The following is a 21,190-nucleotide window of genomic DNA, read 5'->3' on the forward strand; positions in this document are numbered from 1 at the left end:
ACAATTTAAAAAATCTCGAGAGGTTAACCTCTACATAGTGATTTATTTAAACAAGAATTTTTATTCTCAATATTTAATTGATCATCAATATTTTTTAATTTGTTTTTATTACTTATTACTTTAACTTTTTGGCCGCAATGTTCTTTGCAACCACCATTAAATAAATTATGTGCATGCAAATTAGAAATATTCGTAAGTAATAAAAGTAAAATTATTTTATAAATTTGATAAAAATAAAACTTAATTTTTAATATCATTTTCTCAGAATTAGTAAGTAAATAATATCAGTTAATTCCAAGGAGTGTTTATAAGTCCCCAGATATCGAAGAAGAAAAATAAAACTGCAATAACGACAAGATCCCATGCTCTTTCCCTAAAAGCCCAAGGAGCAATAAAAACTTCCCCAAGTCCATGAAGTGCCGCCCCTACTGGTAGATGATCAAGAACCAGCAAACTATGAGAGAGGATAAAAAGAAAGCTTGCGAAATATCTAAAAAAAACAAATTGCCAATTACTAGAACTCATGCTTTTTAGATTTTTAAGAAATATACTTCAATGATCAAAATAATGATATAGATCGAGTCAAGAGATATTATTTTTGGTAGCTATAAATACGAATAAAGATATAAAGCTAAAGTAAAAGTTACTAAACGATGAAATATATGTTTTCAAGTTATCAGCCTAAAAATAGTTTTGATGAATACTTTAAGGACAATGTTAACTCTGCTAGAGAAATATTGATTCCACTTCTTTCATCCTTAGATAATATGGGACTTGAAGAATTAAACAGGAATCACTCTGCCGCAAAAAAATTATTACTAAGACATGGTGCAACTTTTAGATTAAACGATACTGGTTTAAAAGGTACTGAGAGAATATTACCTTTTGATCCACTTCCCAGAATAATTAGTAAAGATGATTGGGTAACGTTAGAAAAAGGCCTAAAACAAAGGCTTGAGGCAATAGATTTATTCCTTGATGATATTTATAATTCTCAAAAAATAATAAATGATGGAATAATTCCAAGAGAATTAGTAGAGAGTTCAGAAGGTTGGAGACCACAGATGATAGGTTTCAAACCTCCACTAAATAAATGGTGTCAAATTTCAGGACTTGATTTAATAAGGGATAGAAAAGGAGATTGGCATGTTTTAGAAGATAATTTAAGGTGCCCTTCTGGGGTTGCTTATTTTTTAGAAAATAGATTAGTTATGAAAAATATTTTTCCTAATCTTTTCTCAGGAAGAATAGTAAAACCAATTGATGAATATCCATCATATCTTTTAAAAACGCTTCAAGAGCTTGCTGTTTGGACTGACACTCCCAAGATAGTTCTACTTACTCCAGGAATTTTTAATAGTGCTTATTTTGAACATAGTTATCTAGCGCAAGAAATGGGCATCCAACTAGTTCAAGGTCATGACTTAATTTGTAATGATGATTATGTATATTTAAAAACCACCTCTGGATTAAAAAGAGTAGATGTCATTTACAGGCGAATTGATGATGATTTCTTAGATCCTCTTAATTTCAGAAAAGATTCCTGCCTTGGTGTTAGCGGATTACTTGATGTTTTTAAGGCAGGTCATGTTGCTTTAGCAAATGCACCTGGTACTGGAATAGCAGATGACAAAATGATTTATTCATTTGTTCCAAAAATGATTAAATATTATCTTGATGAAGAAATTATTATTAAAAATGTAGAAACGTATATTTGTCATTACCAAAAGGATCGAGAATATGTTCTAGAAAATTTATCAAAACTTGTTGTTAAGTCTGTTGCAGAAGCCGGGGGTTATGGAATGTTAATTGGCCCTCACTCAACAACCAGTGAAATAGAAGAATTCGCTAATAAAATTAAAAAAAATCCTAGAAATTTCATAGCACAACCAACGTTAGAATTATCTACTGTGCCATCGTTATGTGATGGAGAACTATATCCATGTCATGTTGATTTAAGGCCATACATCTTAAGAGGAAAAGATTCATGGGTTAGCCCAGGCGGGCTAACGAGGGTAGCATTAAAAAAAGGATCATTAGTCGTCAATTCTTCTCAAGGTGGAGGATGCAAAGATACATGGGTTGTAGGTAAATAATATGCTTTTAAGTCGTGTAGCAGAATCTCTTTATTGGATCAATCGTTATTTAGAACGTGCGGAAAACATATCTCGTTTCGTGGAAGTAAGCGAAGCAATGTCATTAGATTGTCCGCCAGGAAGTGCAGAACCCTGGCTACCGTTAATTGACGCTTCTAGTGACAGAGAATCTTTTGATAAAAGATTCCCAGAGAAAAAACCTGATGACGTTATTAATTTTTTAATAAGAGATCGTTTAAACCCAAACAGTATAATTTCTTGCATTCAAATGGCAAGAGAAAATGCACGACAAATCAGAGATGTTATGACCACAGAAATGTGGGAACAAATTAATATTTTATATTGGAATATGCAAGAAGGAGAAGCAATATGGAATAAACCAAGACAAGAACAATTAAGCGAAATAAGGAGAGAATGTCAGCTTTTTTACGGAATTACAGATGCGACTCTAAGCAAAGATCTTGCCTGGAGATTCAGCATTCTTGGTAGATTAATCGAAAGAGCTGACAAAACGTCAAGAATTTTAGATGTTAAATATTATTTACTCTTACCCAGCTTAGATGAACTTGGAGGAGTTCTTGATGAACTGCAATGGATTGCACTTTTACGTTCAGCTGGAGCTTATCAAATGTTTAGGAAAGCAGTGCAAAATTCTATAAAGCCGAATTCAGTTGCGAGATTTCTTTTACTTGATCCAATTTTCCCTAGATCAGTAAGATACTGTCTTGATGGGATAAGCAATACTCTTAAATCAATAGATAACTCTCCAAGTACTGAAAATCCTTCAGAATTAGAATGCATGAGAGGTTTGCTTAAAGCAAAGTGGAGTTATATCAGAATTGAAGATATAATCAATGATGGTTTACATGAGGCGATTGATTCATTGCAAATGGATTTAAATAAATTAAATGATCTCATTCAAGAAAAATATTTTATTAATTAATAAGTTTATTAATGAGAATTAAATACATTCACAAACTTGAATATAAATACGAAGACCCTGTTCAATTAGGCGAGCATAGATTATGTATAAAGCCAAGGTCAAATGGATTCCAAAAGCTAAAGAATTTTGAATTAAAAATAACCCCAGAACCAGAAATTATTTATCCATTACTTGCGGCCAGCGGGGAAGAGATTAATAGAATCAGATTTAATGGATTAACAGATAATTTAATTATTGAATCAGTCAGTGAAGTTGAAACTATTAAACATCCAAACATTATTGATGGAGTTAAAAATAGAGATTTAACATTACCTTTTTGTAGAAGCATTATTAACAGAGATTTACAGGGAGCATTAGAGGGATGGATGCCAAATGGACAACACGATCCCGCTGCAGTAGAACTTGCTCAAGAAGCCTTAGCAGGAAGCATTAATAACGCATTATCATTTACCTACCAACTAATAGAGATTATTCAAGATCGGGTTAAATATACCAAAAGACACACTGGTCCAGCATGGCCGGCTAGCAGAACACTTAGAGAACGTATAGGTTCATGCAGAGATTTAGCAATGCTTATGGTTGAAGCTTGCAGGTCTATAGGTATCCCAAGTAGGTTTGTAAGTGGTTATCATTTTGAAGATCCGTTACCATCTGAGTTGGATTTACACGCTTGGGCTGAATTATATATTCCAGGTGCTGGTTGGAGAGGTTTTGATCCAAGCGGAAAAGGATTAATAGATGATAGATATTTAACATTGGTATCCTCTTCAAAATCTAATTTAACCTCTGTAATTACAGGAAACTTTATAGGAAAAAATAATTTAGAAAATACTTTATCCTGGGAAATCAAACCTCTTGAAATTAAATAAACACTAAATTTTTAATCTTTTAAAATAACAAAACAATATAAATAATAATATGTTTCTTTTTTAGTGTTAATTGATACGTTCTTGTATATATATATCTGTTTTTATTTGTTTAATCTTTAAAGAAAATTGAACTCAAGTTTAGAAATTCCAGTTATCAAATCAAACAAATCGAAAATGTTTGAATTGATAAGTTATGAAAAATTTCGCGATACAAAAGATGTAAGATTTTTTGATATTAGTGTTAATGAATCAAACTATAGAGATCTAGTTATTCACAGTGGGCCTGCAGTTAGTCCTCCAAATGATGAAGAATTTAAGAATTGGCAATTTTACATACATCACAATCAAGAAGATAATCTACTGGCTATCTCCGGGGGAAGAACATTTTTTCTTGTCAATTTTGGCTGGGATTATCCTTTTTATAAAGTTAGATTAGAATCTTGCGGATACATTTTAAGAATACCTAGAGGAACTTTTCATAGATCAGTATCTGACCAAAACGGTTCTATAGTTTTAAATCAAGCTATAAGAGATAAAGAAGGTACAGTTGAATCTGAATTCAAGGTTACGAATAGCAAAGATAACAAAAAACTTCTAGATTGTATAACCAATTTAGAGCCTAGATTCAAAATTTATAGTGTTAAATAATTTTAAAAAGGAGTTCCAAATTTAGTCATCAATTTTAAAAATTATCTAATTGTTATAAAATAGAATTACTCAAATTTATTAATATGAAATTTTTTAGGTTTTTAAGATATTTTTTATGTATAACTTTTTCTTTCTTAGTTTTATCCTCTCCAGTTTTTGCTGGAGCGAATGTTGCTGTTAAGGGAGAAGGAGATGAAGTTCCAAGTTATGTAAGATCTAATATCACAGGATTCGATTTCCATGGAGAGGATCTTCATTTATCTTCTATAGCTGGAGCAGTTGCTAGAGATGCAGATTTTAGTGATGTTGATTTACATGGAACTACATTAACCCTATCTGATTTAAAAGGTTCTAATTTAAATGGAATCGACCTGACCGATACTCTTTCTGATCGAGTTAATTTCCAAAAAACAGATCTTAGAAATGCTGTTTTAATAAATATGATCGCATCAGGCAGCAGTTTTGCAGGAGCTCAAATAGAAGGAGCAGATTTTTCTTATGCCATCCTTGACAGCGAAGACCAAAGAAATCTTTGTGAAATCGCTGATGGGATCAATCCAACAACAGGAGTTTCAACAAGAGAAAGTCTTGAGTGTAGTTAGCATTAAAAATTATAAGTAAACTTTCTTACCGTCATTAAATTTATAAATCCTTTGTTCATCGTCTTGAAATATCATCTCGCCATTTAATTTGGATTTCTTAAATTTTGAAAGTCTTGCTCTGTGTATATTGGATTTTCTATTTATATTTTCTTCATTGTCATAAACACCAATATAAATATTTATATTAGGATTTGAAAAAGTTTTTTCTTCCTCTCTTAAAAAAATCCTGTCAATATTTGTTTGCGTGCTCTGTAATTTATTTTTAAATTTATCTAATTTTAAGTTTTTTGTTTTTTTAGAACTAATTTTTTTGAAGACCAAAAAAATAACTCCTAAAATTAGAAAAACTAAAAATACATTCATTACTTAATTTTTATTTTTATATCTACGCCTAAGTTACTTTTAGTAGTTAATATTTCTTTTTTTATGATTCCATAGGTAAAAATTTTAGATAAAGTTTTTAAAGAATTAAAAACTAAAAAAACAGTAAATAAAAAGAAAACAATAATGTTTTCTACAAGTAGATTTTTATTTTTATTATCTAGATTGCTCATATAAGTCTTAATTCAATTATTTTTCATCACTATTTGCATATGGGCCGAAAAATTCACTTGCGTCTCTTCCCATTACTTTAGCAAGATTTAAACTTTTATCTATATCCCATTTAGATGCCATTCCATAAAGAATCCCAGCAGCAAATGAATCGCCACATCCATAAGAATCAACCTTTAATTTTTTGTTTTTAAGAGCCTTATATCTTCCTCCTGGGAATATTATGCCTCCCTTCTCTCCCTCGGTTTTAATAGTATATTTTGGTTTTAACGATAATTCAGAAAATGAAAAAACTTCTCCTGGATCAAGATTACTGCCAATTAATCCATCTAAAAGAACATTTGAATTATTAATTGTATTTAATCCTACCCTTGGTGTTGTACATAGTATTGAAGCTGCTCTAGCCATTTTAAAAATCTCTGAATCAGATGCCGTAATAAAAATTCCGTCCATTTTTTTTAAAATATTCCATTCCAACTTGTCTTTATGAGTTGGAGCTAACCTTTCACCAATAACTGTTATTGCTCTTTCACCTTGAGAGTCAATTAAACTAAATCCTCTTCTAGTTGGTTTATCACGCCAAGCTACATGCATCTTAATTCCCATATTTGAGAGAATCTTGAAACACTTATCTCCATATTCATCATTACCTAATGCCGTAAAAAAATGAATTTGGTTTAAAGTTAAATCAGAAAGTATTTTCGCGATAATAGAGCCGCCACCAGCTGGATACTCAAGAGATTTTTCAGAATGAGAAATGACGCCTGTTTTTGGTAATTGATCGACCTTTAAGAAATTTATCCACTCAACATGACCAACAACAGCAAAATTTAAATTTCCTTTTTTAAATTTATAGTCTTCAACTTTATTATTCTTTTCAACAACCATAAGCTTTTAAATACTATTATTAAATGAAATATTTTTGACAAGTGAATTCATTTAACATTTTAAAAGATAATAAACAGATACTATCTTATCTTTACCTTTTTCTATCAATTTTGGGTGCTGTACTGCCAATGATGGCAAATTTCGAATTTGCTAGGGAATATGGAAACAGCTTTGATATAAATAACTTCATTTCTTTAGCGAATGCAAACCCTGCAGCTCAGTCAATTTCTAGAGATTTATTAGTAGGTGCAAGTGCTATTTTTATATGGATAGTAAATGAATCAAAAAAACTAAACATGAAGAATATGTGGGTTGTATACATTGGAACTTTTCTTATAGCCTTCGCATTCTCTGCACCTTTTTTCTTATTTCTAAGAGAGAGAAGAATTATTGAATTAGAAAAAATTAATTAAAATAATCTCTTAAATAGAATTGTAAAGGCAATAAAGCAACAACAAGAAATTGAAAGCCAAATTATTGAAGCATAACCAAATAGATCTAATATGCGTCCTGAAATAAATGGTCCAAAGAAATAACCCATAGCGAAACATTGTGATAATAGAGCAAGTGCAAAACCTTTTTTATTTGAAGGAGCTATTCTGAAAACGACATCTGTTGATGTTGGAAGAAATGAAGCAGTCCCTAAACTTACTAAAATCAATGCCAAAGAAATTAAATAAAATGCTGGGATATTTAAATAACTAGAAATAAATAATAAAAATGAAGCGAAAGTGAAATTTATTAAACTAAATTTCAAGCCAAATAATCTTTCTTTCCTAGATATCCAAGAACCTACGGGCCATTGTAAAAACAACAATAAAATTAACTGAATAGAAATTATAAAACTAATAATTTCTTTGCTTAATGCATTACGATATACTCCACCTTTAACAAGATCCAGAGGCAAAGTTACTTGTATCAAGGCTAAAGAGGTAGTTATCAATAAAATAGATAAGATTATTATTGTTGAATTTTTATTCCATTTCAATTGTCCCGAATTAATTGGATCTACTAATTTTTTTTGAAAATTATCTAATTTCCTTTTTATAGAAGAACTATTTCTAGATATTAAATACGTAATAACTAACATGCAAAATATATCATTTATAAATATTGATTTAGAATACAAAAAATTCGTCATATACCCCCCTAAGAATACCCCTAGAAATATTCCTAAAGCTTCCGAACTCCTAACAAGGGCATAAGCTTTACGTGTTTCGATAGGATGACAAAAATAGGGAACCCCAAACTCGGCAGCAGGCCAATATATTCCTGCAGCAGCCCCAACAAGTGATTGTCCAATTATGTACAAAAAAGTATCTCTTGAAAAAATGAGGCATAAGCTAGCGGCAATACTTAGTATTGAAGAAGTAATTATCGGAAATTGTATTTTTCCCGTTTTATTAAGATAATTACCTGTAAAGAGTCTTGTTACGGTTCCAATTATTGCTGAAATGGTAAATCCCAGGCCAATATCTGTCGCCGATAATCCTAGGTTATTAAAAATAAGTGATGTTAAATAAATAACACCTCCTGCTCCAAATGCAGCGAAAAATCTTATCTTGGTTATTAACCTTAAATGATAAGGAAATTGAATCCACCAATTTTTGCTAATTTGTAAACTATTTGGACTAATCACTAGTGAAATACATTTTTATAATTTTTTTTAGTTTTTGTGGTTTATTTTTTAATAATGGTTTAAAGGCTGCTGAAAAGATAAATATTAAATTTGAAGAGATGGAAATCCCTCTTACTATAGAACAATTATCAAAATTAGAAAAATACAAAGATGATTCAACAGAATTAATAGATTGGTTAAAAAAAAATGGATTTATAAGAGTTTTTGAATTATCAAAATTTTTAGAATTTCCAGTTTTCAAAGAAGAGGGATTAAATAGAGAAATATTAAGAAGTTGGATAGGGCGTAAAATTCTTACAGAATTAAGCAAAAGCATTAAAGTTCCAAATGATAATAATGGAACAGAAATATATAACACTATAGAAAATTTATTAGATCAAAAAAAAGAAGTTTCAACCTTAGACATCATAAAGGCATTACCATCAGAAGAAATTTCACTAGATATTGATAATCTAATTTTAATAATTTCATCTTGGAAAAATGAATTATCAATGCAACAAGAACTGTTGTCCAAATTAAATCAACTTGAAAGAACTAAACAAAATGCCTTTAAAAATACTAAAAAATCAACTAAAGATCTAATAAAAATTGAAAAAAAAATTTATGCTCCTCACCGAGTGAAACCTTTTGAAGTTGAAATATGGAAAAGCAATAAAACAAATTTTGATAAAGAATTAATAATATTTATGCCAGGACTTGGAGGCGAAATTAATAATTTCAAATGGATAGGTAACGAATTGGCTAATAGGGGTTGGCCAATATTATTCATAGATCATAGAGGGAGTAATTTAGAATCATTCATAGAAGTACTCGATGGTAAGGGAACAATACCAGGAAGTGCAGACTTTTTCTTATATAGAGTTAAAGATTTAGACACTGTATTGAAAGCTCATGAAAATGGAGAATTTGGTTTACCTAATAATTCTTATATTTTAATGGGGCATTCACTTGGTGCTTTAATAGCACTTTTATATGAAGGCAAGAAACCTACTGATCAACTAGGGGAAAAATGTAATTCTGCATTAAAAGACTTTGCGGTAACAAATTTATCTAAATTACTTCAATGTCAGTTGAGTGAAATACCATTCCCTAAGAAAAATAACACTAATAAGGCCAGTGCCATAGTAGGTTTTAATTCATTTGGAAGTCTAGTATGGCCAAAAGAAAATAGTACAGGCATTAAAGCACCAACTCTTCTAATAGGTGGTACTTATGACCTTATTACACCGTTAATGAATGAACAATTTAGAGTTTTTTATGCTTTAGATAATCCATCAAATAGATTTCTAATTATTGAAGGAGCAAGTCATTTCTCTCCAATAAGAATTAATAAAAGCTATGAAGAAAATAATGACCTATTCAAAATAAGTGAATCTTTTATTGGCTCAGAGCCAATATTAGTACAAGATTTATCTACTAAATTTATAGTTGAATTTTTAAAAAATATTAAAGACCAAAAGATCCCTAATGTAGTTAAAAACCAAAATGATTTGGGACTTGACTTCCATCTCTTAGATCTTGAAACAATAAAAGAAATTTCCGAAAATTAGTACTCTATTCGTGGATCTAAATATGCGATTAAAATATCCACTAAGAGATTTAGAGAGACTATAAGCATAGAGGTAAAAATTACAATTCCTTGAACCAAGGTATAGTCTCTTTGAGAAATAGCCTCATGTAATCTTAAAGCTATACCTGGCCATGAGAAAGTCACCTCGAACAACAGAGCACCTCCTGCTAAAGAGGCCAGAGTCAAGCCAGAAATAGTGACAATTGGCAATAGAGCATTAGGCAATGCATGGTTTAAAAATATTTTTTTCCTCGATATTCCTCTACATATAGCAGCATTTACATAATCACTTTTTAATGTCTTATCCAAATTTACTCTTAATGAGCGGCTGAATATACCACTCAATAAAAAGCCAAGGGTAATCGAAGGAAGTGCGAGATGATAAAGACTATCTTTCAAGGCAATAATATTATTTGAAAGAATACTATCTAAAACTAGAAAACCTGTAACTTGAGGTTGTTGCTGAAATATAGGAAATCTCCCTCCAATTGGGGAAATATTAAAAAATACAGAAAATAATAATTGAGCTAACATTGCACCCCAAAAAGGAGGGATCGCATATGTAGCAATTCCTAATATTCTCGCAATATAATCAGTCTTTTTTCCTCTATTTCTTAAGCCAATTAATCCTAATGGAAATCCTATTACTATGGCACTTAATATTGAAAAGAATCCAAGCTCAAGACTTGCAGGCAATGACTTTATAATAATTTTAAGGACTGGCTCTTGGGTACTAAGAGATTGGCCAAAATCTAAGTGCAATATATTTTTAATATATGAAAAATATTGATTTATTAAAGGTTCATTTAGCCCCAATTTATTTCTTAGAAATTCCCTAGAAACCTCATCTGCACCAGATCCAAGTATGGCATCCACAGGATCGCCGGGAGCAACTCTTAATAAAATAAAAACTAATGAAGAAATTATCCATAGCATTATCGGTATTAATGAAATTTTTAATAAGGAATAATTTAGTAGTTTATTTAAATTTCTACTCATTAATTAACTCAAGATTACTCAATGAAATTATTCCTGCGCCATTAAAAATAGGTTTTGATATTTTATTTTGTGACCATGCTTTTTGAGAGGAGATCCAAATAGGAATATAAGGTATTGAACTTGCTGCTATTTTTTCAATTTCAACAAGTTTTTCTAATCTTTTAATTCCACTTATTTTTTCACTCTCAAGAAATAAACTTTCCACTTTATTAGATCCCCAAAAACTCCCGCTATAAACTGATTCTCCTTTTTTACATATGCCGTCAACTATTTCATTACAACTTAAAAGAGGGGTAAGATAAGCCTCTGGATCTGAATAAGCCCCAGTCCAATCGAGAAGGACTGCCGTATAAATTCCTAAACTTAGATTCTTATAAACTGTTGTAGATTCAACCCCATTGAGTTCAATATCAATACAATCTTTCAAAGAATTTTTAATTTCTTCTTGCCATGTCAGAGCAATAAGCTTGTCAGCTGGTACATTAGATCTATAAGTAAGGGGTATTTTTAGAATATTTCCATTGCAATAATTTTCTTTTTGCAATAACCTTCTTGCTTCTAAATAATCATATTTAGGCCACAGTTCTTGATTATCTTTTTTTAATATCGGAGGAATAATTGATCTAGATGGCTTCCTTAATCCATAACTTACTTTCTCACTAATCAATTTTCTATTAAGACTTTTTGCCAAAGCCAATCTTAAATTAAGATTACTTAAGGGATAAGAACTAGTTTTGAGGCTTATAAAACTTAATTCAGTGAAAGGGCTATTACCTTCATTAAACTGTTTATTTTTGCTTAAATCATTTAAACTTTTTCTCTGACTATCATCAATTGAATTTGATAAAAGCACGTCAATTTGTTTACTTTTTAAAGCCCCAAAAAGAGAGGATGAATTTGAATAGCCCACAAAATTAACGCCGTTATTGAAGGGCTTTTCACCCCAATAATTCAAATATGGATCAATTGATTGAACTTCATTAGAAAAACTGGTCAGCACATACTTGCCAGTACCAACAAATTTTTCATTTAGAAACTTATCAGAATATTGTTTGTAAAATGTAGGGGATATTGGAGTTAAATTTACTGATGTGAGTAAACCATTTAAAGAACTTGATGGTTTATTCAAATTTATTATGACTGAATATTCACTTGGCGTTTCTATTGATTTAATCTTATTTCCTAAAATGTAGTTCATAGTTCCAATTCTTTTGAATCTATCAAAGGTAAACTTCATAGCATTTGAGTTAAAAGCAGTTCCATCGTGAAAAAAAACATTCTTTCTTAAATTGATAGTTATTTGAAGTCTATCCTTTGAAATAACTGGCATCCCCGAGGCCAATTCAGGTATTAATTCTCCCTTAGAATTTAATTCATATAATGTGTCTCCAAGAGAACTGATTAATTGAATTGCTTTAAGAGTATTTGCTCTAGCTGGATCTAAAGATTCAATTTTTCCAGAACTTGCTACTATAATTTTTTTAGATATTCTTTTTGAGCCGCAAGAATTCTGTAAAAAAGAAATTAAAATTATAAATATTGATAAAACAATTTTTTTTTTCATATTTCAATAGTTCCTAATTATTCTGAAGAATTATTTGAGCAGAAAATTTGTAAGGTTATTTGACTAATTTCTAAAGCAAATGTTTTTTTAGAATTACAAGCAAAAGGCCACTCTCTCACCCAACAAATTTCTTTACCTCTATTTAAACCAATTACTTGAAAAGTCTTATTGCTATTTTTAATTTTTACACAAGCACCTTTATAAAGGTTTTCAGAAAAAATTAAATTATTATTTTCATTATTATTATCTAATAGTTTTGAATGAATCATTAAGGTGCTAAAACCAAACACTTACTTTCTTCGGTTTACCAAGCTATAAAGAAATTTGCAAACTATTTTTTTAAATACAACTTAATTGACTTGCAATAATTTTGACTTCATTTAGCGAATTTATTTCATCTTTCGATCTCTCAAAATCTCCATTATTCACCTCATGAGTAATAACGACAATTTCAGCTTTGTCCTCACTAGCATCAAGTTGAACAATTGATTCAATTGATACATTATTCTTTCCAAAAATATCTCCAATCTTTCCTATGACACCTGGACTATCAAGACAAATAATTCTAAGGTAATTTTTTTTATTTATTTGTGAGGAGCTTGTTATATGGCAGTTTCTCCAGAAATCAAAAGATAATAATGGATCGACTGAATTATTATTTTTTTCTTTGGCGGCATGCAGATTTAATATATCTGATACCACTGACGCTGCAGTTGGGCCACTCCCTGCACCTGGACCATATAACATTATTTCACCAAGAGGATCAGCTTCAATCAATAAGGCATTATTAACTCCCTTAACTGTTGACAATGGATGAGATTTTGGAATCAAAGAAGGTCCTACCCAAATATTTAAAGCGAGTGAATCATTACTATTAATTTGTCCCCTTTCGGATAGCGCTAAAAGTTTTATTTCAAACCCTAATTTATTGGCATATTCAATATCCTTTAGATTAATTTTACTAATGCCCTCAAAATGAATCTCCTCTCTTTTGATTTTCCCTCCGAATGCAAGTTCACTAAGAATTGAAATCTTATCAGCAGCATCATGGCCCTCAACATCTGCAGTTGGATCAAATTCTGCATATCCAAGGCTTTGAGCCAATTTTAAGGTCTCCTTGTAATCAGCTTTTTCATTTGTCATCTTTGAAAGAATAAAATTTGTTGTGCCATTTATTATCCCAACCATTCTTTTTATACAGTTACTTTTTAATGATCTTTTTAAGGGTTCAATGATAGGAATCCCTCCGCAAACTGCTGCCTCTGACAATATATAAACTCTTTCTTTAGATGCAGTTTTATATATTTCTTCTCCATATCTTGCGATAACTGCTTTATTTGCTGTAACAACAGATTTACCTAATTTTAAAGATTGCAGAATAATATCTTTAGCTAAATCAACCCCACCCATTACTTCAACAATTACATCAATAGAGGGGTCATTAATTAATTTAAATGGATCATCAGTTAATAAATTATTATCTAGCTCAATATCCCTTTTTTTATTAAGATCTTTAACTGCTATTTTTGCAATTTCTATTTCTTTTAGAATTGGATGTGAATCAACTTCAGAACTTAATATTTTATAAATCCCTGAACCTACAGTTCCAAAACCTACAATCCCAATTTTGCATTTTCTCATTTTTTATTTCTTTTTAACTTTGAGTTTAATTTTATATTATTAGGCCTACAAAAATTCATTTGCTTGAGACTGCATTTTCAATAAAATGTTTAAAAAACCATTTGATCGTGAAGGGGTTAAGCTTGTTTTCAAACCAGTATCTTCTATAAATTTCTTATCTATTTCAACAACTTCATTTGGTGTTAATTCATTTAATCCACTTATTAGAAAGGCCAATAAACCCTTTGTTATCAAAGCATCAGAATATCCTTCCCAAAATAATTTACCGCCTTTAATATTAGCCTTAACAAAAACTTCTGAAACGCATCCCTTAACTTTATTTTCTTCAATAAGGATTTCATTACCTGGTTCTTTCAATTTTTTCCCTAACCACAAAATGTATTCATATTTTCTTTTTGGATCTTCTGATTTCTTCAACTTTTCTACTAATTTTGATAAATTATTGTATTTTTCCTGATTTACCATTTTAAAACTATAAATTAATCACTTTATTAATCTTCTATTATACAAATATTTCTTTTTCTGTGATAAAACCTGATAAAGGAATATCCCAATCAGCTCTGGCTAATGGAATCGTACTTACACAATTAGAAGTTAATACTCCAATACATGGAACATTTCTCCAATCATTATTTCTCCTTAATTTATCAAAATAACCTCCTCCATAACCTAATCTTGTTAAATTTTTATCAACGGAAAGACATGGTACAAATATCATGCTTATCTGCAAATGACTTAGTGGGGAAGAGTTATTTGGACTTAATATTCCCTCAGAATCTTTGGTAAGAGGTCTCTCATCCCATGGATAAAATAACAACTCTTTTTTATCTTTACATCTTGGCAAAGCTAAAGTGAATTTATTCTTAAGACTTCTTATATCAACTTCATTTTTTAGAGGCCAATATATGGCTATGTAACCAATATTTTTATATCCCCTAACAAATGAATCAATATATGATCTTACATTCTTTTCAACATTTTCTCTTTGATTAAAAGAAATTTCATCTCTTAATTTTCTAAACGTATCCCTTTCCAATTTCTTATTTTGAAAGATCGTCATATTAAATTTTCAGTTAAAGCCATCCTCATTTAGTTTTGTGAGTGCTATTGCCAATGCATCTGCTGAATCATCAGGTTTTGGAGGTTTGTTTAGATCTAAGTTATACATAACAGCATCAAGAATATCTTTCTTAGATGCCTTTCCAGACCCAGCAATTGTTAATTTTATCTGAGCAGGTGAATACTCACTAACATTAATTTTTTTAGAGGCCAATACCATCATAATCACGCCTCTGGCCTGCACGACACTAATTGTGGTACTTGACCTGTAAAAGAAAAATTTTTCTACTGCAGCTGAAGTTGGATTCCAATGATTTATTAATTCATTAAGATCTTGGAATATCTCATAAAGTCTATCTTCTTCTTTTTTATCTTTACCTGTCTCAATAACGCCGCAATCCAATAATATCTTTCTTTCATTTTCTATCTCAATTATTCCATAACCAACTCTAGCTAATCCAGGGTCAATCCCAATTATTCTCACTTTTATTAAGCTTCAGCAGACAATTGAAATTTTGAAAGATTTTCTTTCTCATCTAAATCAAATACTTTACAAAAAGCTTGAATAACTCTTTCACCTGAATCAACTTGTTCCAAGGGATCTTTTCTAAGTCTATGTCTTAAAGAACAAGAAATTACCCTTGCTATGTCATCTTCTTGCACTTCAGTTCTGCCCTCAAATGCTGCAATTGCCCTTGCTGAACGATTTGTAACAATATCTCCACGTAAACCATCCACATCTAGTTCACCGCAGATTGCAGAAATATTCAATCTTAAGTCATCGTCCATTTGAACAGAATTTAGTATTTCTTGAGCTTTAATAACTTTTTGTTGAAGTTCATCCTGTTGTTTCTCAACACTCAATGAAAACTCATCAGGATTATCGTCAAAAGAAGTTCTTTGATCAACTACTTGAACTCTTAATTCAGCATCTCTAACTGTCTTAACTTCAACACTCATTCCAAACCTGTCCAATAGTTGAGGCCTTAATTCACCTTCTTCTGGATTTCCTGAACCAATAAGGACAAACCTCGCAGGATGTCGAACTGATACCCCCTCCCTTTCAACTGTATTCCACCCGGAAGCTGCTGAATCTAAAAGGACATCAACTAAATGGTCATCAAGTAAATTCACTTCATCAACGTATAGTAAACCCCTATTAGCTTTTGCTAATAGACCTGGTTCGAATGCCTTAACACCTTCGCTCAAAGCCTTCTCTATATCGATGGTTCCACAAAGCCTGTCTTCCGTAGCTCCCAAAGGCAAGTCAACCATAGGTACTTGTTTTTTAATACTCTCTAGATTTTCTCCTTGAGTAATTTTTTCCAAAACTTCTTTACTTTGCAAATCAGGATCGACTAGTGAACTATTATATGGATCGTCTTTAACAACATCGATTGCAGGCAACAAATCAGCTAAGGCTCTGATTGTAGTAGACTTTCCAGTCCCTCTATCACCCATTATCATCACTCCTCCAATTCTAGGATCAATAACATTTAACAAGAGTGCCAATTTCATTTCTTCTTGACCAATTACTGCAGTAAAAGGAAAAACTCTTCTTTTCTTCGTTGTAAGCACAGTTTTAGTTTTCTTAAATATTCAAATAATCAATAGATGCTACTTCAGAAAATGTTTTTAGTAAATATCCCTATCAAATTTAAACAAGAAGTAATTAACAACTAATCAAATTTATACTTACTTATTTTTTTTTGAATTGTTCAAAAACCAGTTTATTTGATGGACAATTCCTCTTAAAACATTTATTTCGTGCATTGATGTATTTGCCCTTAAAGTAAAATTCTTAAATTTACTGATTTTTGCCTTAGAGGTATGTTTTAAAAGATATCCAACTCGCATAAGCATTTCCTCTATCTCCATAAATGTATCATGCACTGCTTTCGATGATGCTAAGTTAAAAGCTCTTGATTCATTATTTAAATTCTTTTTAGAAGACTTATTTAATTCATATAAAACTATTGAAACAGCGTGGGAAAGATTTAATGAAGGATTATCCTGAGAAGTTGGAATATTAAAAGTTTTATTTGCTAGAAGCAATTCATTGTTAGTTAAACCTCTATCTTCTCTTCCAAATATAATTGCTAAATTATTTATCTTCTTAAAGGATAAAGTCCAATCAAATATATCTTCAGAAGATACAAAAAAAGAATCTTTATTTACATCAATCCTCCCACAAGAGGCTAGAACCAAATCACAATCAAAAACTGCTTTTTGAAGATCATCAAAAACCCTACAATGTTTAAGAAATTTTTGACCTTTAAGAGCCATTTTTCTTGCTTCTAAAGAAAATATATCGCATTTTGGAGAAACAATTCTTAATTCATCAACTTCAAAATTACTGCATAATCTAGCAACGCTTCCTACATTTAAGGGGCCATTTGGTTCAACTAAAATTACCTTTAAATTAGAAAAATTTTTTCCCAAAATCATTCAAGACTATGAAGATATTTTAATAAATTGGACATATTTACAGGATCAATTTCAAAACTTGGCATTGGAGGAGTCAGGCCTCCAGTAACTTGTTTTATTATCTCTTTATCATTCAAACGTTGAGTTATTGAGTGTAAGTCTGGGCCCACTAATCCTCTCGCTGTAATTCCATGACATCCAACACAATTTATCTTAAAAAGAGCATCTCCTTCCTCAACAGAGCCATTAAGCTCAAGAGTTTCAATAATATATTTGTTATTGTCATGATGATTTACGAAAATTATAGAAAAACAAATCAATAAAACTCCAAATACAACAAAACCTATTTTTAAGAATTCTCTCTTAAAATTACTTTCTGCTGCAGTTGATGAAGATGTTGACACAAAAAATAGTCTCTATGTAACAATTGTGAGTAAGAAATTCAAAAAAGGCAAAAAAATGATCGAGCCTCTTCTATGTGGAATTGTTTTAGGTTTAGTTCCAATAACTCTTCTTGGATTATTCGTAAGCGCATGGAATCAATACAGAAGAGGTTCAGGTATGTTGGACATTGATTAAAAATGTTAATCTTGATTGCCCATAATTTCTTACATCTATAGTTTCCCACAAAGTACTTTTTTTAATTAATAGGTTTGGTGAATGTTCACAAATAACTATTGAATCTTTTTTTAAAATGTCACAATCAAATAATTGATTTAAAACTAATTCATGGAAATCTACATCGTATGGAGGATCTAGATAAACAAAATCAAATTTTAATTTGTTTAAATCCATATTTCTAGATGATAAGTTTCTTTCATAATTAGGTTTTGTCCATTTCAAAACGTCTTTACAAATAACTTCTATGTCATTTCTCCTATTCTCTATATTCTCCAACGAGAGTAAATTTTCTAAGCAAATTTTTGAGTTGATTTTGTTTTTTTCAATTGCAATTATTTTTCTTGCCCCATGGTTATAGGCTTCACAGGATATGGACCCTGTTCCACTAAATAAATCTAACCAGTTACTGTTTTCAACTCTGCTGTTCAGTATATTAAATACAGCCTCTCTCACTCTCAAAGTTGTAGGTCTGGTATAAGAATTATTTGGACTTTGGAGTTTTTTACCACCTATTAATCTTAAGTTTGTCTTCATCAGTAATTATCAATTATTGAATATTACTAAGCCATCTTCTCAAAAGTTTTTCACCGGTTTTTCCAGATTTTTCCGGATGAAATTGACAGGCCAATAAATTATCATTCTCAATCATTGCAGTTAATTTTTCAGAGCCATAATCAACCTGAGCTGCAATAATCTTTGAATCATCTGGGATTGCATGATAGGAATGTACAAAATAGACCCAATTATTTAATTCTTCTAGCTCTAATAAAGTATTTGGTTTTGTAGGTAAAAGTTGGCACCAACCCATGTGTGGAATTCTTTTGTTAACAATATTCGGAATTTTTTGTATATTTCCTTTTAAAATTGCCAGCCCTTGAACCTCTCCCTCATCACTTGATTCAAAAAGGAGTTGAAGGCCTAAACATATCCCCAAAAAAGACTTCCCACTTTTAATCCAATTTTTCAAATCAGTTATCAAATCAGTCTCTTTGAGATTATTCATAGCTGGATCAAAGGCTCCAACCCCAGGGAGTATTATCGCTTTACAAAGCTTAGAGTCATTAAAATTTTTAATTAATATGATTTCTTCTCCAAGACTTTCTAGAGATTTTGTTACAGAATGAATATTACCCATCCCATAGTCTATTAGTCCAATTTTATGCAAAGCTTTTAAATTTATAAATGCTTAGTTAAAGTGCTCGAGAGAGTTGCTTTTGGCACAGCACCAACAACGGTATCAACCTTTTGACCTCCTTTAAAGATCATTAAAGTAGGAATACTTCTAATTCCGTATTGACTGGCAACATTTGGATTCTCATCAGTGTTTAATTTAAAAACTTTAATTTTCCCTTCAAAGTCTTTTGAGATTTCTTCTACAACTGGTGCAACCATCCTACATGGACCGCACCATGGTGCCCAAAAATCAACCAATACTGGTAGATCACTTTGCAGTACATCCTTGTCAAATGAAGAATCAGTTACGGCTGGAGCTGATGACATAATTTAAGTATTCCTTTTTTGAAAATTTAGCAGGCAATTCTTTTAAGTGATGATTTCATTACAGATAAAATAATATAAGTAACAAAATATCTAAAAAAAGCCCGATTAATCGGGCGATTTAGTGTGTGAGGAGTATGGGGTTTCCCCCATCATTTAATAATAACTCCTAATTAGAAAATTTTTCAATTTAATAACTTATTCACTAAGGTTTTTTCTCATTTTGCTCTAGATGAACTACTTACCCATCCCGAGCTGCTGAGCTTTTTGATAAACCTTACCCTCAGTAAGAAGCGATGGTGCGATAACTATTTCAACTTCTTGCATTTCTTTAATATTTTTTGCACCAAGAGTACTCATTGATGTTCTAATGGCTCCTAATAAGTTATGTGTCCCATCATCAAGTAGGGCCGGGCCTTTAATTATCCTTTCCAAGGATCCTGTAGAACCAACTTCAATTCTTGTGCCCCTCGGCAACACTGGACTTGGAGTAGCCATACCCCAGTGAAATCCTTTACCTGGGGCGTTTGAAGATTTAGCTATTGGTGATCCAATCATTACTGCATCTGCTCCACATGCTAAACATTTACAAATATCTCCGCCAGTAACAATTCCTCCATCACCAATAATAGGTATATAACGACCACTTTCTTCAAAGTAATCATTTCTTGCCGCACTACAATCAGCAATTGCAGTTGCTTGAGGGATTCCAATTCCCAATACTCCTCTTGATGTACATGCTGCTCCTGGTCCTATCCCAACCATCAATCCCGCAACTCCAGCATTCATGAGAAGTTTTGCAACTTCGTAAGTAACACAATTACCAGCTACAACTGGAACATTCATAGATTGGCAGAGATCTTTAATATTTAAGGTTTCCTTACCTTCCATTCCAAGATGTTCAGTTGAAACAACTGTTCCTTGAAGAAAAAATAAATCTATTTTGGAATTATTTAGTGTTTCTTTAAACTTGATGGCGGCTTGAGGAGTCCCACTAAAAGCTGCGATACCTCCTCTTTCTTTGACCTCATTTATTCTTTTTAAAATCAATCCTTCCTTGACCGGTTCACTGTATATTTTCTGCATTAATGGAACAAAATCATTCTTCCCAACTGATGCTATTTGCTTCAATATTTCATCAGGGTTTTCATATCGTGTTTGTACGCCCTCCATATTAATAACCCCTAGGGAACCTAATTTTGTGAGCTCTACAGCTGTATTGACATCGACAACACTATCCATGGCACTAGCTACGATCGGAACTTCTCTTTTGAAATCACCTATTGACCAAGAAGGATCAGTCAAATCGTAATCAAGTGTTCTTTTACCAGGGACTAAAGCTATTTCATCAATGCCATAAGCCCGTCTGACTTCTTTATTTAAACCAAGTTCATTATTCACGATAGTTTTCTTTTTATTCTGATTAAATTAACAACTAAAGGGGTAATAAGCCAAGGTTTATTCAAAAACAACAGGTTTTATTTTGATTTGTGTGTAAATGTGAGTATTTGGGAATTAAATAAATCTTTTTTTTTATTCATTATGACAATCAGCGATTATTATTAAAGAAAGGTT

Annotated in this window: 27 protein-coding genes; 8 read left to right on the plus strand and 19 right to left on the minus strand. The window is 31.2% G+C overall.

Going from position 1 to position 21,190, the window contains the following annotated elements; all coding sequences use genetic code 11:
* Positions 1 to 23: 23 nt before the first annotated feature.
* Positions 24 to 257, minus strand: a complete 234-nt coding sequence (locus SIB45_RS08350; protein ID WP_011863098.1) for a hypothetical protein — start codon at positions 255 to 257, stop codon at positions 24 to 26.
* Between the two features lie 31 nt (positions 258 to 288).
* Positions 289 to 525: a hypothetical protein gene (locus SIB45_RS08355; protein ID WP_011818573.1), complete on the minus strand. Its 237-nt coding sequence runs from the start codon at positions 523 to 525 to the stop codon at positions 289 to 291.
* Positions 526 to 653: 128 nt separating this feature from the next.
* Here SIB45_RS08355 and SIB45_RS08360 point away from each other — a divergent pair, with 128 nt between their 5' ends.
* The 5 genes from SIB45_RS08360 to SIB45_RS08380 all read left to right on the plus strand — a co-directional run bounded on the left by SIB45_RS08360 (position 654) and on the right by SIB45_RS08380 (position 5,158).
* On the plus strand, positions 654 to 2,096 hold the full coding sequence (locus tag SIB45_RS08360; RefSeq protein ID WP_011863099.1) for a circularly permuted type 2 ATP-grasp protein: 1,443 nt from the start codon (positions 654 to 656) through the stop codon (positions 2,094 to 2,096).
* A 1-nt stretch (position 2,097) separates the two neighbouring features.
* Positions 2,098 to 3,039 carry an alpha-E domain-containing protein gene (locus tag SIB45_RS08365; RefSeq protein ID WP_011818576.1) on the plus strand — a complete coding sequence of 314 codons (942 nt, stop codon included), beginning with the start codon at positions 2,098 to 2,100 and terminating at the stop codon, positions 3,037 to 3,039.
* 11 nt (positions 3,040 to 3,050) lie between these two features.
* Complete coding sequence (locus tag SIB45_RS08370) at positions 3,051 to 3,908, plus strand: transglutaminase family protein (RefSeq protein ID WP_011863100.1); 858 nt, start codon at positions 3,051 to 3,053, stop codon at positions 3,906 to 3,908.
* Positions 3,909 to 4,082: 174 nt separating this feature from the next.
* Entirely contained in the window at positions 4,083 to 4,556 is a 474-nt protein-coding gene (locus SIB45_RS08375) for a hypothetical protein (protein WP_011818578.1), read from the plus strand.
* 83 nt (positions 4,557 to 4,639) lie between these two features.
* Positions 4,640 to 5,158, plus strand: a complete 519-nt coding sequence (locus SIB45_RS08380; protein WP_011818579.1) for a pentapeptide repeat-containing protein — start codon at positions 4,640 to 4,642, stop codon at positions 5,156 to 5,158.
* Between the two features lie 9 nt (positions 5,159 to 5,167).
* Here SIB45_RS08380 and SIB45_RS08385 read toward each other — a convergent pair whose 3' ends face one another.
* Both SIB45_RS08385 and SIB45_RS08390 read right to left on the minus strand, forming a co-directional pair.
* On the minus strand, positions 5,168 to 5,521 hold the full coding sequence (locus SIB45_RS08385) for a hypothetical protein (protein WP_011863101.1): 354 nt from the start codon (positions 5,519 to 5,521) through the stop codon (positions 5,168 to 5,170).
* Positions 5,522 to 5,728: 207 nt separating this feature from the next.
* Entirely contained in the window at positions 5,729 to 6,598 is an 870-nt protein-coding gene (locus SIB45_RS08390; RefSeq protein ID WP_011863103.1) for a carbohydrate kinase family protein, read from the minus strand.
* 41 nt (positions 6,599 to 6,639) lie between these two features.
* Between SIB45_RS08390 and SIB45_RS08395 the strand changes: the two genes are divergently transcribed.
* Positions 6,640 to 7,011 carry a DUF2834 domain-containing protein gene (locus tag SIB45_RS08395; RefSeq protein ID WP_011863104.1) on the plus strand — a complete coding sequence of 124 codons (372 nt, stop codon included), beginning with the start codon at positions 6,640 to 6,642 and terminating at the stop codon, positions 7,009 to 7,011.
* On the opposite strand, the gene SIB45_RS08400 is transcribed toward SIB45_RS08395, so the two are convergent.
* Entirely contained in the window at positions 7,008 to 8,237 is a 1,230-nt protein-coding gene (locus tag SIB45_RS08400; protein WP_011863105.1) for an MFS transporter, read from the minus strand. The genes SIB45_RS08395 and SIB45_RS08400 overlap by 4 nt on opposite strands.
* Before the next feature lie 2 nt (positions 8,238 to 8,239).
* Here SIB45_RS08400 and SIB45_RS08405 point away from each other — a divergent pair, with 2 nt between their 5' ends.
* Positions 8,240 to 9,787: an alpha/beta hydrolase gene (locus SIB45_RS08405; RefSeq protein ID WP_011863106.1), complete on the plus strand. Its 1,548-nt coding sequence runs from the start codon at positions 8,240 to 8,242 to the stop codon at positions 9,785 to 9,787.
* Here the strand turns inward: SIB45_RS08405 and SIB45_RS08410 are convergent.
* From SIB45_RS08410 to SIB45_RS08455, 10 genes are all read right to left on the minus strand, one after another.
* On the minus strand, positions 9,784 to 10,806 hold the full coding sequence (locus SIB45_RS08410; RefSeq protein ID WP_413682122.1) for an ABC transporter permease: 1,023 nt from the start codon (positions 10,804 to 10,806) through the stop codon (positions 9,784 to 9,786). The genes SIB45_RS08405 and SIB45_RS08410 overlap by 4 nt on opposite strands.
* On the minus strand, positions 10,799 to 12,370 hold the full coding sequence (locus tag SIB45_RS08415) for an ABC transporter substrate-binding protein (protein WP_011863108.1): 1,572 nt from the start codon (positions 12,368 to 12,370) through the stop codon (positions 10,799 to 10,801). Before SIB45_RS08415 ends, SIB45_RS08410 begins: the two co-directional genes overlap by 8 nt.
* 17 nt (positions 12,371 to 12,387) lie before the next feature.
* Positions 12,388 to 12,639 carry a hypothetical protein gene (locus SIB45_RS08420; protein ID WP_187146046.1) on the minus strand — a complete coding sequence of 84 codons (252 nt, stop codon included), beginning with the start codon at positions 12,637 to 12,639 and terminating at the stop codon, positions 12,388 to 12,390.
* A 70-nt stretch (positions 12,640 to 12,709) separates the two neighbouring features.
* Complete coding sequence (locus tag SIB45_RS08425) at positions 12,710 to 14,011, minus strand: homoserine dehydrogenase (protein WP_011863110.1); 1,302 nt, start codon at positions 14,009 to 14,011, stop codon at positions 12,710 to 12,712.
* A 45-nt stretch (positions 14,012 to 14,056) separates the two neighbouring features.
* Positions 14,057 to 14,476, minus strand: a complete 420-nt coding sequence (locus SIB45_RS08430; RefSeq protein ID WP_011863111.1) for a SufE family protein — start codon at positions 14,474 to 14,476, stop codon at positions 14,057 to 14,059.
* 37 nt (positions 14,477 to 14,513) lie between these two features.
* A complete protein-coding gene (locus SIB45_RS08435; RefSeq protein WP_263890660.1) occupies positions 14,514 to 15,047 on the minus strand; it encodes a 5-formyltetrahydrofolate cyclo-ligase in 534 nt (177 codons plus the stop codon).
* A 33-nt stretch (positions 15,048 to 15,080) separates the two neighbouring features.
* Positions 15,081 to 15,554 (minus strand): crossover junction endodeoxyribonuclease RuvC, encoded by a 474-nt coding sequence (ruvC, locus tag SIB45_RS08440; RefSeq protein WP_011863113.1) that lies wholly within the window; start codon positions 15,552 to 15,554, stop codon positions 15,081 to 15,083.
* 5 nt (positions 15,555 to 15,559) lie between these two features.
* Complete coding sequence (gene bchI, locus SIB45_RS08445) at positions 15,560 to 16,648, minus strand: magnesium chelatase ATPase subunit I (protein ID WP_011863114.1); 1,089 nt, start codon at positions 16,646 to 16,648, stop codon at positions 15,560 to 15,562.
* A gap of 117 nt (positions 16,649 to 16,765) precedes the next feature.
* Positions 16,766 to 17,518 (minus strand): RNA methyltransferase, encoded by a 753-nt coding sequence (locus SIB45_RS08450; RefSeq protein WP_011863115.1) that lies wholly within the window; start codon positions 17,516 to 17,518, stop codon positions 16,766 to 16,768.
* Positions 17,515 to 17,901 carry a c-type cytochrome gene (locus SIB45_RS08455; protein ID WP_041484698.1) on the minus strand — a complete coding sequence of 129 codons (387 nt, stop codon included), beginning with the start codon at positions 17,899 to 17,901 and terminating at the stop codon, positions 17,515 to 17,517. Before SIB45_RS08455 ends, SIB45_RS08450 begins: the two co-directional genes overlap by 4 nt.
* A 55-nt stretch (positions 17,902 to 17,956) precedes the next feature.
* On the opposite strand from SIB45_RS08455, the gene petG reads away from it, so the two are divergent.
* Complete coding sequence (gene petG / locus SIB45_RS08460; RefSeq protein WP_011376619.1) at positions 17,957 to 18,076, plus strand: cytochrome b6-f complex subunit V; 120 nt, start codon at positions 17,957 to 17,959, stop codon at positions 18,074 to 18,076.
* Here the strand turns inward: petG and rsmD are convergent.
* The 4 genes from rsmD to SIB45_RS08480 form a co-directional block, all read right to left on the minus strand.
* Positions 18,053 to 18,652, minus strand: a complete 600-nt coding sequence (gene rsmD, locus SIB45_RS08465) for a 16S rRNA (guanine(966)-N(2))-methyltransferase RsmD (protein ID WP_011863117.1) — start codon at positions 18,650 to 18,652, stop codon at positions 18,053 to 18,055. The two genes, petG and rsmD, sit on opposite strands and share 24 nt — an antisense overlap.
* 13 nt (positions 18,653 to 18,665) lie before the next feature.
* Complete coding sequence (gene hisH / locus SIB45_RS08470) at positions 18,666 to 19,283, minus strand: imidazole glycerol phosphate synthase subunit HisH (protein ID WP_011863118.1); 618 nt, start codon at positions 19,281 to 19,283, stop codon at positions 18,666 to 18,668.
* Positions 19,284 to 19,294: 11 nt separating this feature from the next.
* Positions 19,295 to 19,618 carry a thioredoxin gene (trxA, locus tag SIB45_RS08475; protein ID WP_011376622.1) on the minus strand — a complete coding sequence of 108 codons (324 nt, stop codon included), beginning with the start codon at positions 19,616 to 19,618 and terminating at the stop codon, positions 19,295 to 19,297.
* A 234-nt stretch (positions 19,619 to 19,852) separates the two neighbouring features.
* The gene (locus SIB45_RS08480; RefSeq protein WP_011863119.1) at positions 19,853 to 21,016 is read right to left on the minus strand and encodes a GuaB3 family IMP dehydrogenase-related protein; all 1,164 of its coding nucleotides are present in this window, start codon (positions 21,014 to 21,016) and stop codon (positions 19,853 to 19,855) included.
* Between the last annotated feature and the right edge of the window lie 174 nt (positions 21,017 to 21,190).

It is taken from the genome of Prochlorococcus sp. MIT 1304 (assembly GCF_047305015.1).
Taxonomy (GTDB): Bacteria; Cyanobacteriota; Cyanobacteriia; order PCC-6307; family Cyanobiaceae; genus Prochlorococcus_A; species Prochlorococcus_A marinus_E.

Excerpts from the sequence above, each read along its gene's own strand:
- SIB45_RS08350 (WP_011863098.1), bottom strand. The coding sequence starts at position 257 with ATGATATTAAAAATTAAGTTTTATTTTTATCAAATTTATAAAATAATT.
- SIB45_RS08355 (WP_011818573.1), bottom strand. The coding sequence starts at position 525 with ATGAGTTCTAGTAATTGGCAATTTGTTTTTTTTAGATATTTCGCAAGC.
- SIB45_RS08360 (WP_011863099.1), top strand. The coding sequence starts at position 654 with ATGAAATATATGTTTTCAAGTTATCAGCCTAAAAATAGTTTTGATGAA.
- SIB45_RS08365 (WP_011818576.1), top strand. The coding sequence starts at position 2,098 with ATGCTTTTAAGTCGTGTAGCAGAATCTCTTTATTGGATCAATCGTTAT.
- SIB45_RS08370 (WP_011863100.1), top strand. The coding sequence starts at position 3,051 with ATGAGAATTAAATACATTCACAAACTTGAATATAAATACGAAGACCCT.
- SIB45_RS08375 (WP_011818578.1), top strand. The coding sequence starts at position 4,083 with ATGTTTGAATTGATAAGTTATGAAAAATTTCGCGATACAAAAGATGTA.
- SIB45_RS08380 (WP_011818579.1), top strand. The coding sequence starts at position 4,640 with ATGAAATTTTTTAGGTTTTTAAGATATTTTTTATGTATAACTTTTTCT.
- SIB45_RS08385 (WP_011863101.1), bottom strand. The coding sequence starts at position 5,521 with ATGAATGTATTTTTAGTTTTTCTAATTTTAGGAGTTATTTTTTTGGTC.
- SIB45_RS08390 (WP_011863103.1), bottom strand. The coding sequence starts at position 6,598 with ATGGTTGTTGAAAAGAATAATAAAGTTGAAGACTATAAATTTAAAAAA.
- SIB45_RS08410 (WP_413682122.1), bottom strand. The coding sequence starts at position 10,806 with ATGAGTAGAAATTTAAATAAACTACTAAATTATTCCTTATTAAAAATT.
- SIB45_RS08415 (WP_011863108.1), bottom strand. The coding sequence starts at position 12,370 with ATGAAAAAAAAAATTGTTTTATCAATATTTATAATTTTAATTTCTTTT.
- SIB45_RS08420 (WP_187146046.1), bottom strand. The coding sequence starts at position 12,639 with ATGATTCATTCAAAACTATTAGATAATAATAATGAAAATAATAATTTA.
- SIB45_RS08425 (WP_011863110.1), bottom strand. The coding sequence starts at position 14,011 with ATGAGAAAATGCAAAATTGGGATTGTAGGTTTTGGAACTGTAGGTTCA.
- SIB45_RS08430 (WP_011863111.1), bottom strand. The coding sequence starts at position 14,476 with ATGGTAAATCAGGAAAAATACAATAATTTATCAAAATTAGTAGAAAAG.
- SIB45_RS08450 (WP_011863115.1), bottom strand. The coding sequence starts at position 17,518 with ATGATTTTGGGAAAAAATTTTTCTAATTTAAAGGTAATTTTAGTTGAA.
- petG (WP_011376619.1), top strand. The coding sequence starts at position 17,957 with ATGATCGAGCCTCTTCTATGTGGAATTGTTTTAGGTTTAGTTCCAATA.
- rsmD (WP_011863117.1), bottom strand. The coding sequence starts at position 18,652 with ATGAAGACAAACTTAAGATTAATAGGTGGTAAAAAACTCCAAAGTCCA.
- trxA (WP_011376622.1), bottom strand. The coding sequence starts at position 19,618 with ATGTCATCAGCTCCAGCCGTAACTGATTCTTCATTTGACAAGGATGTA.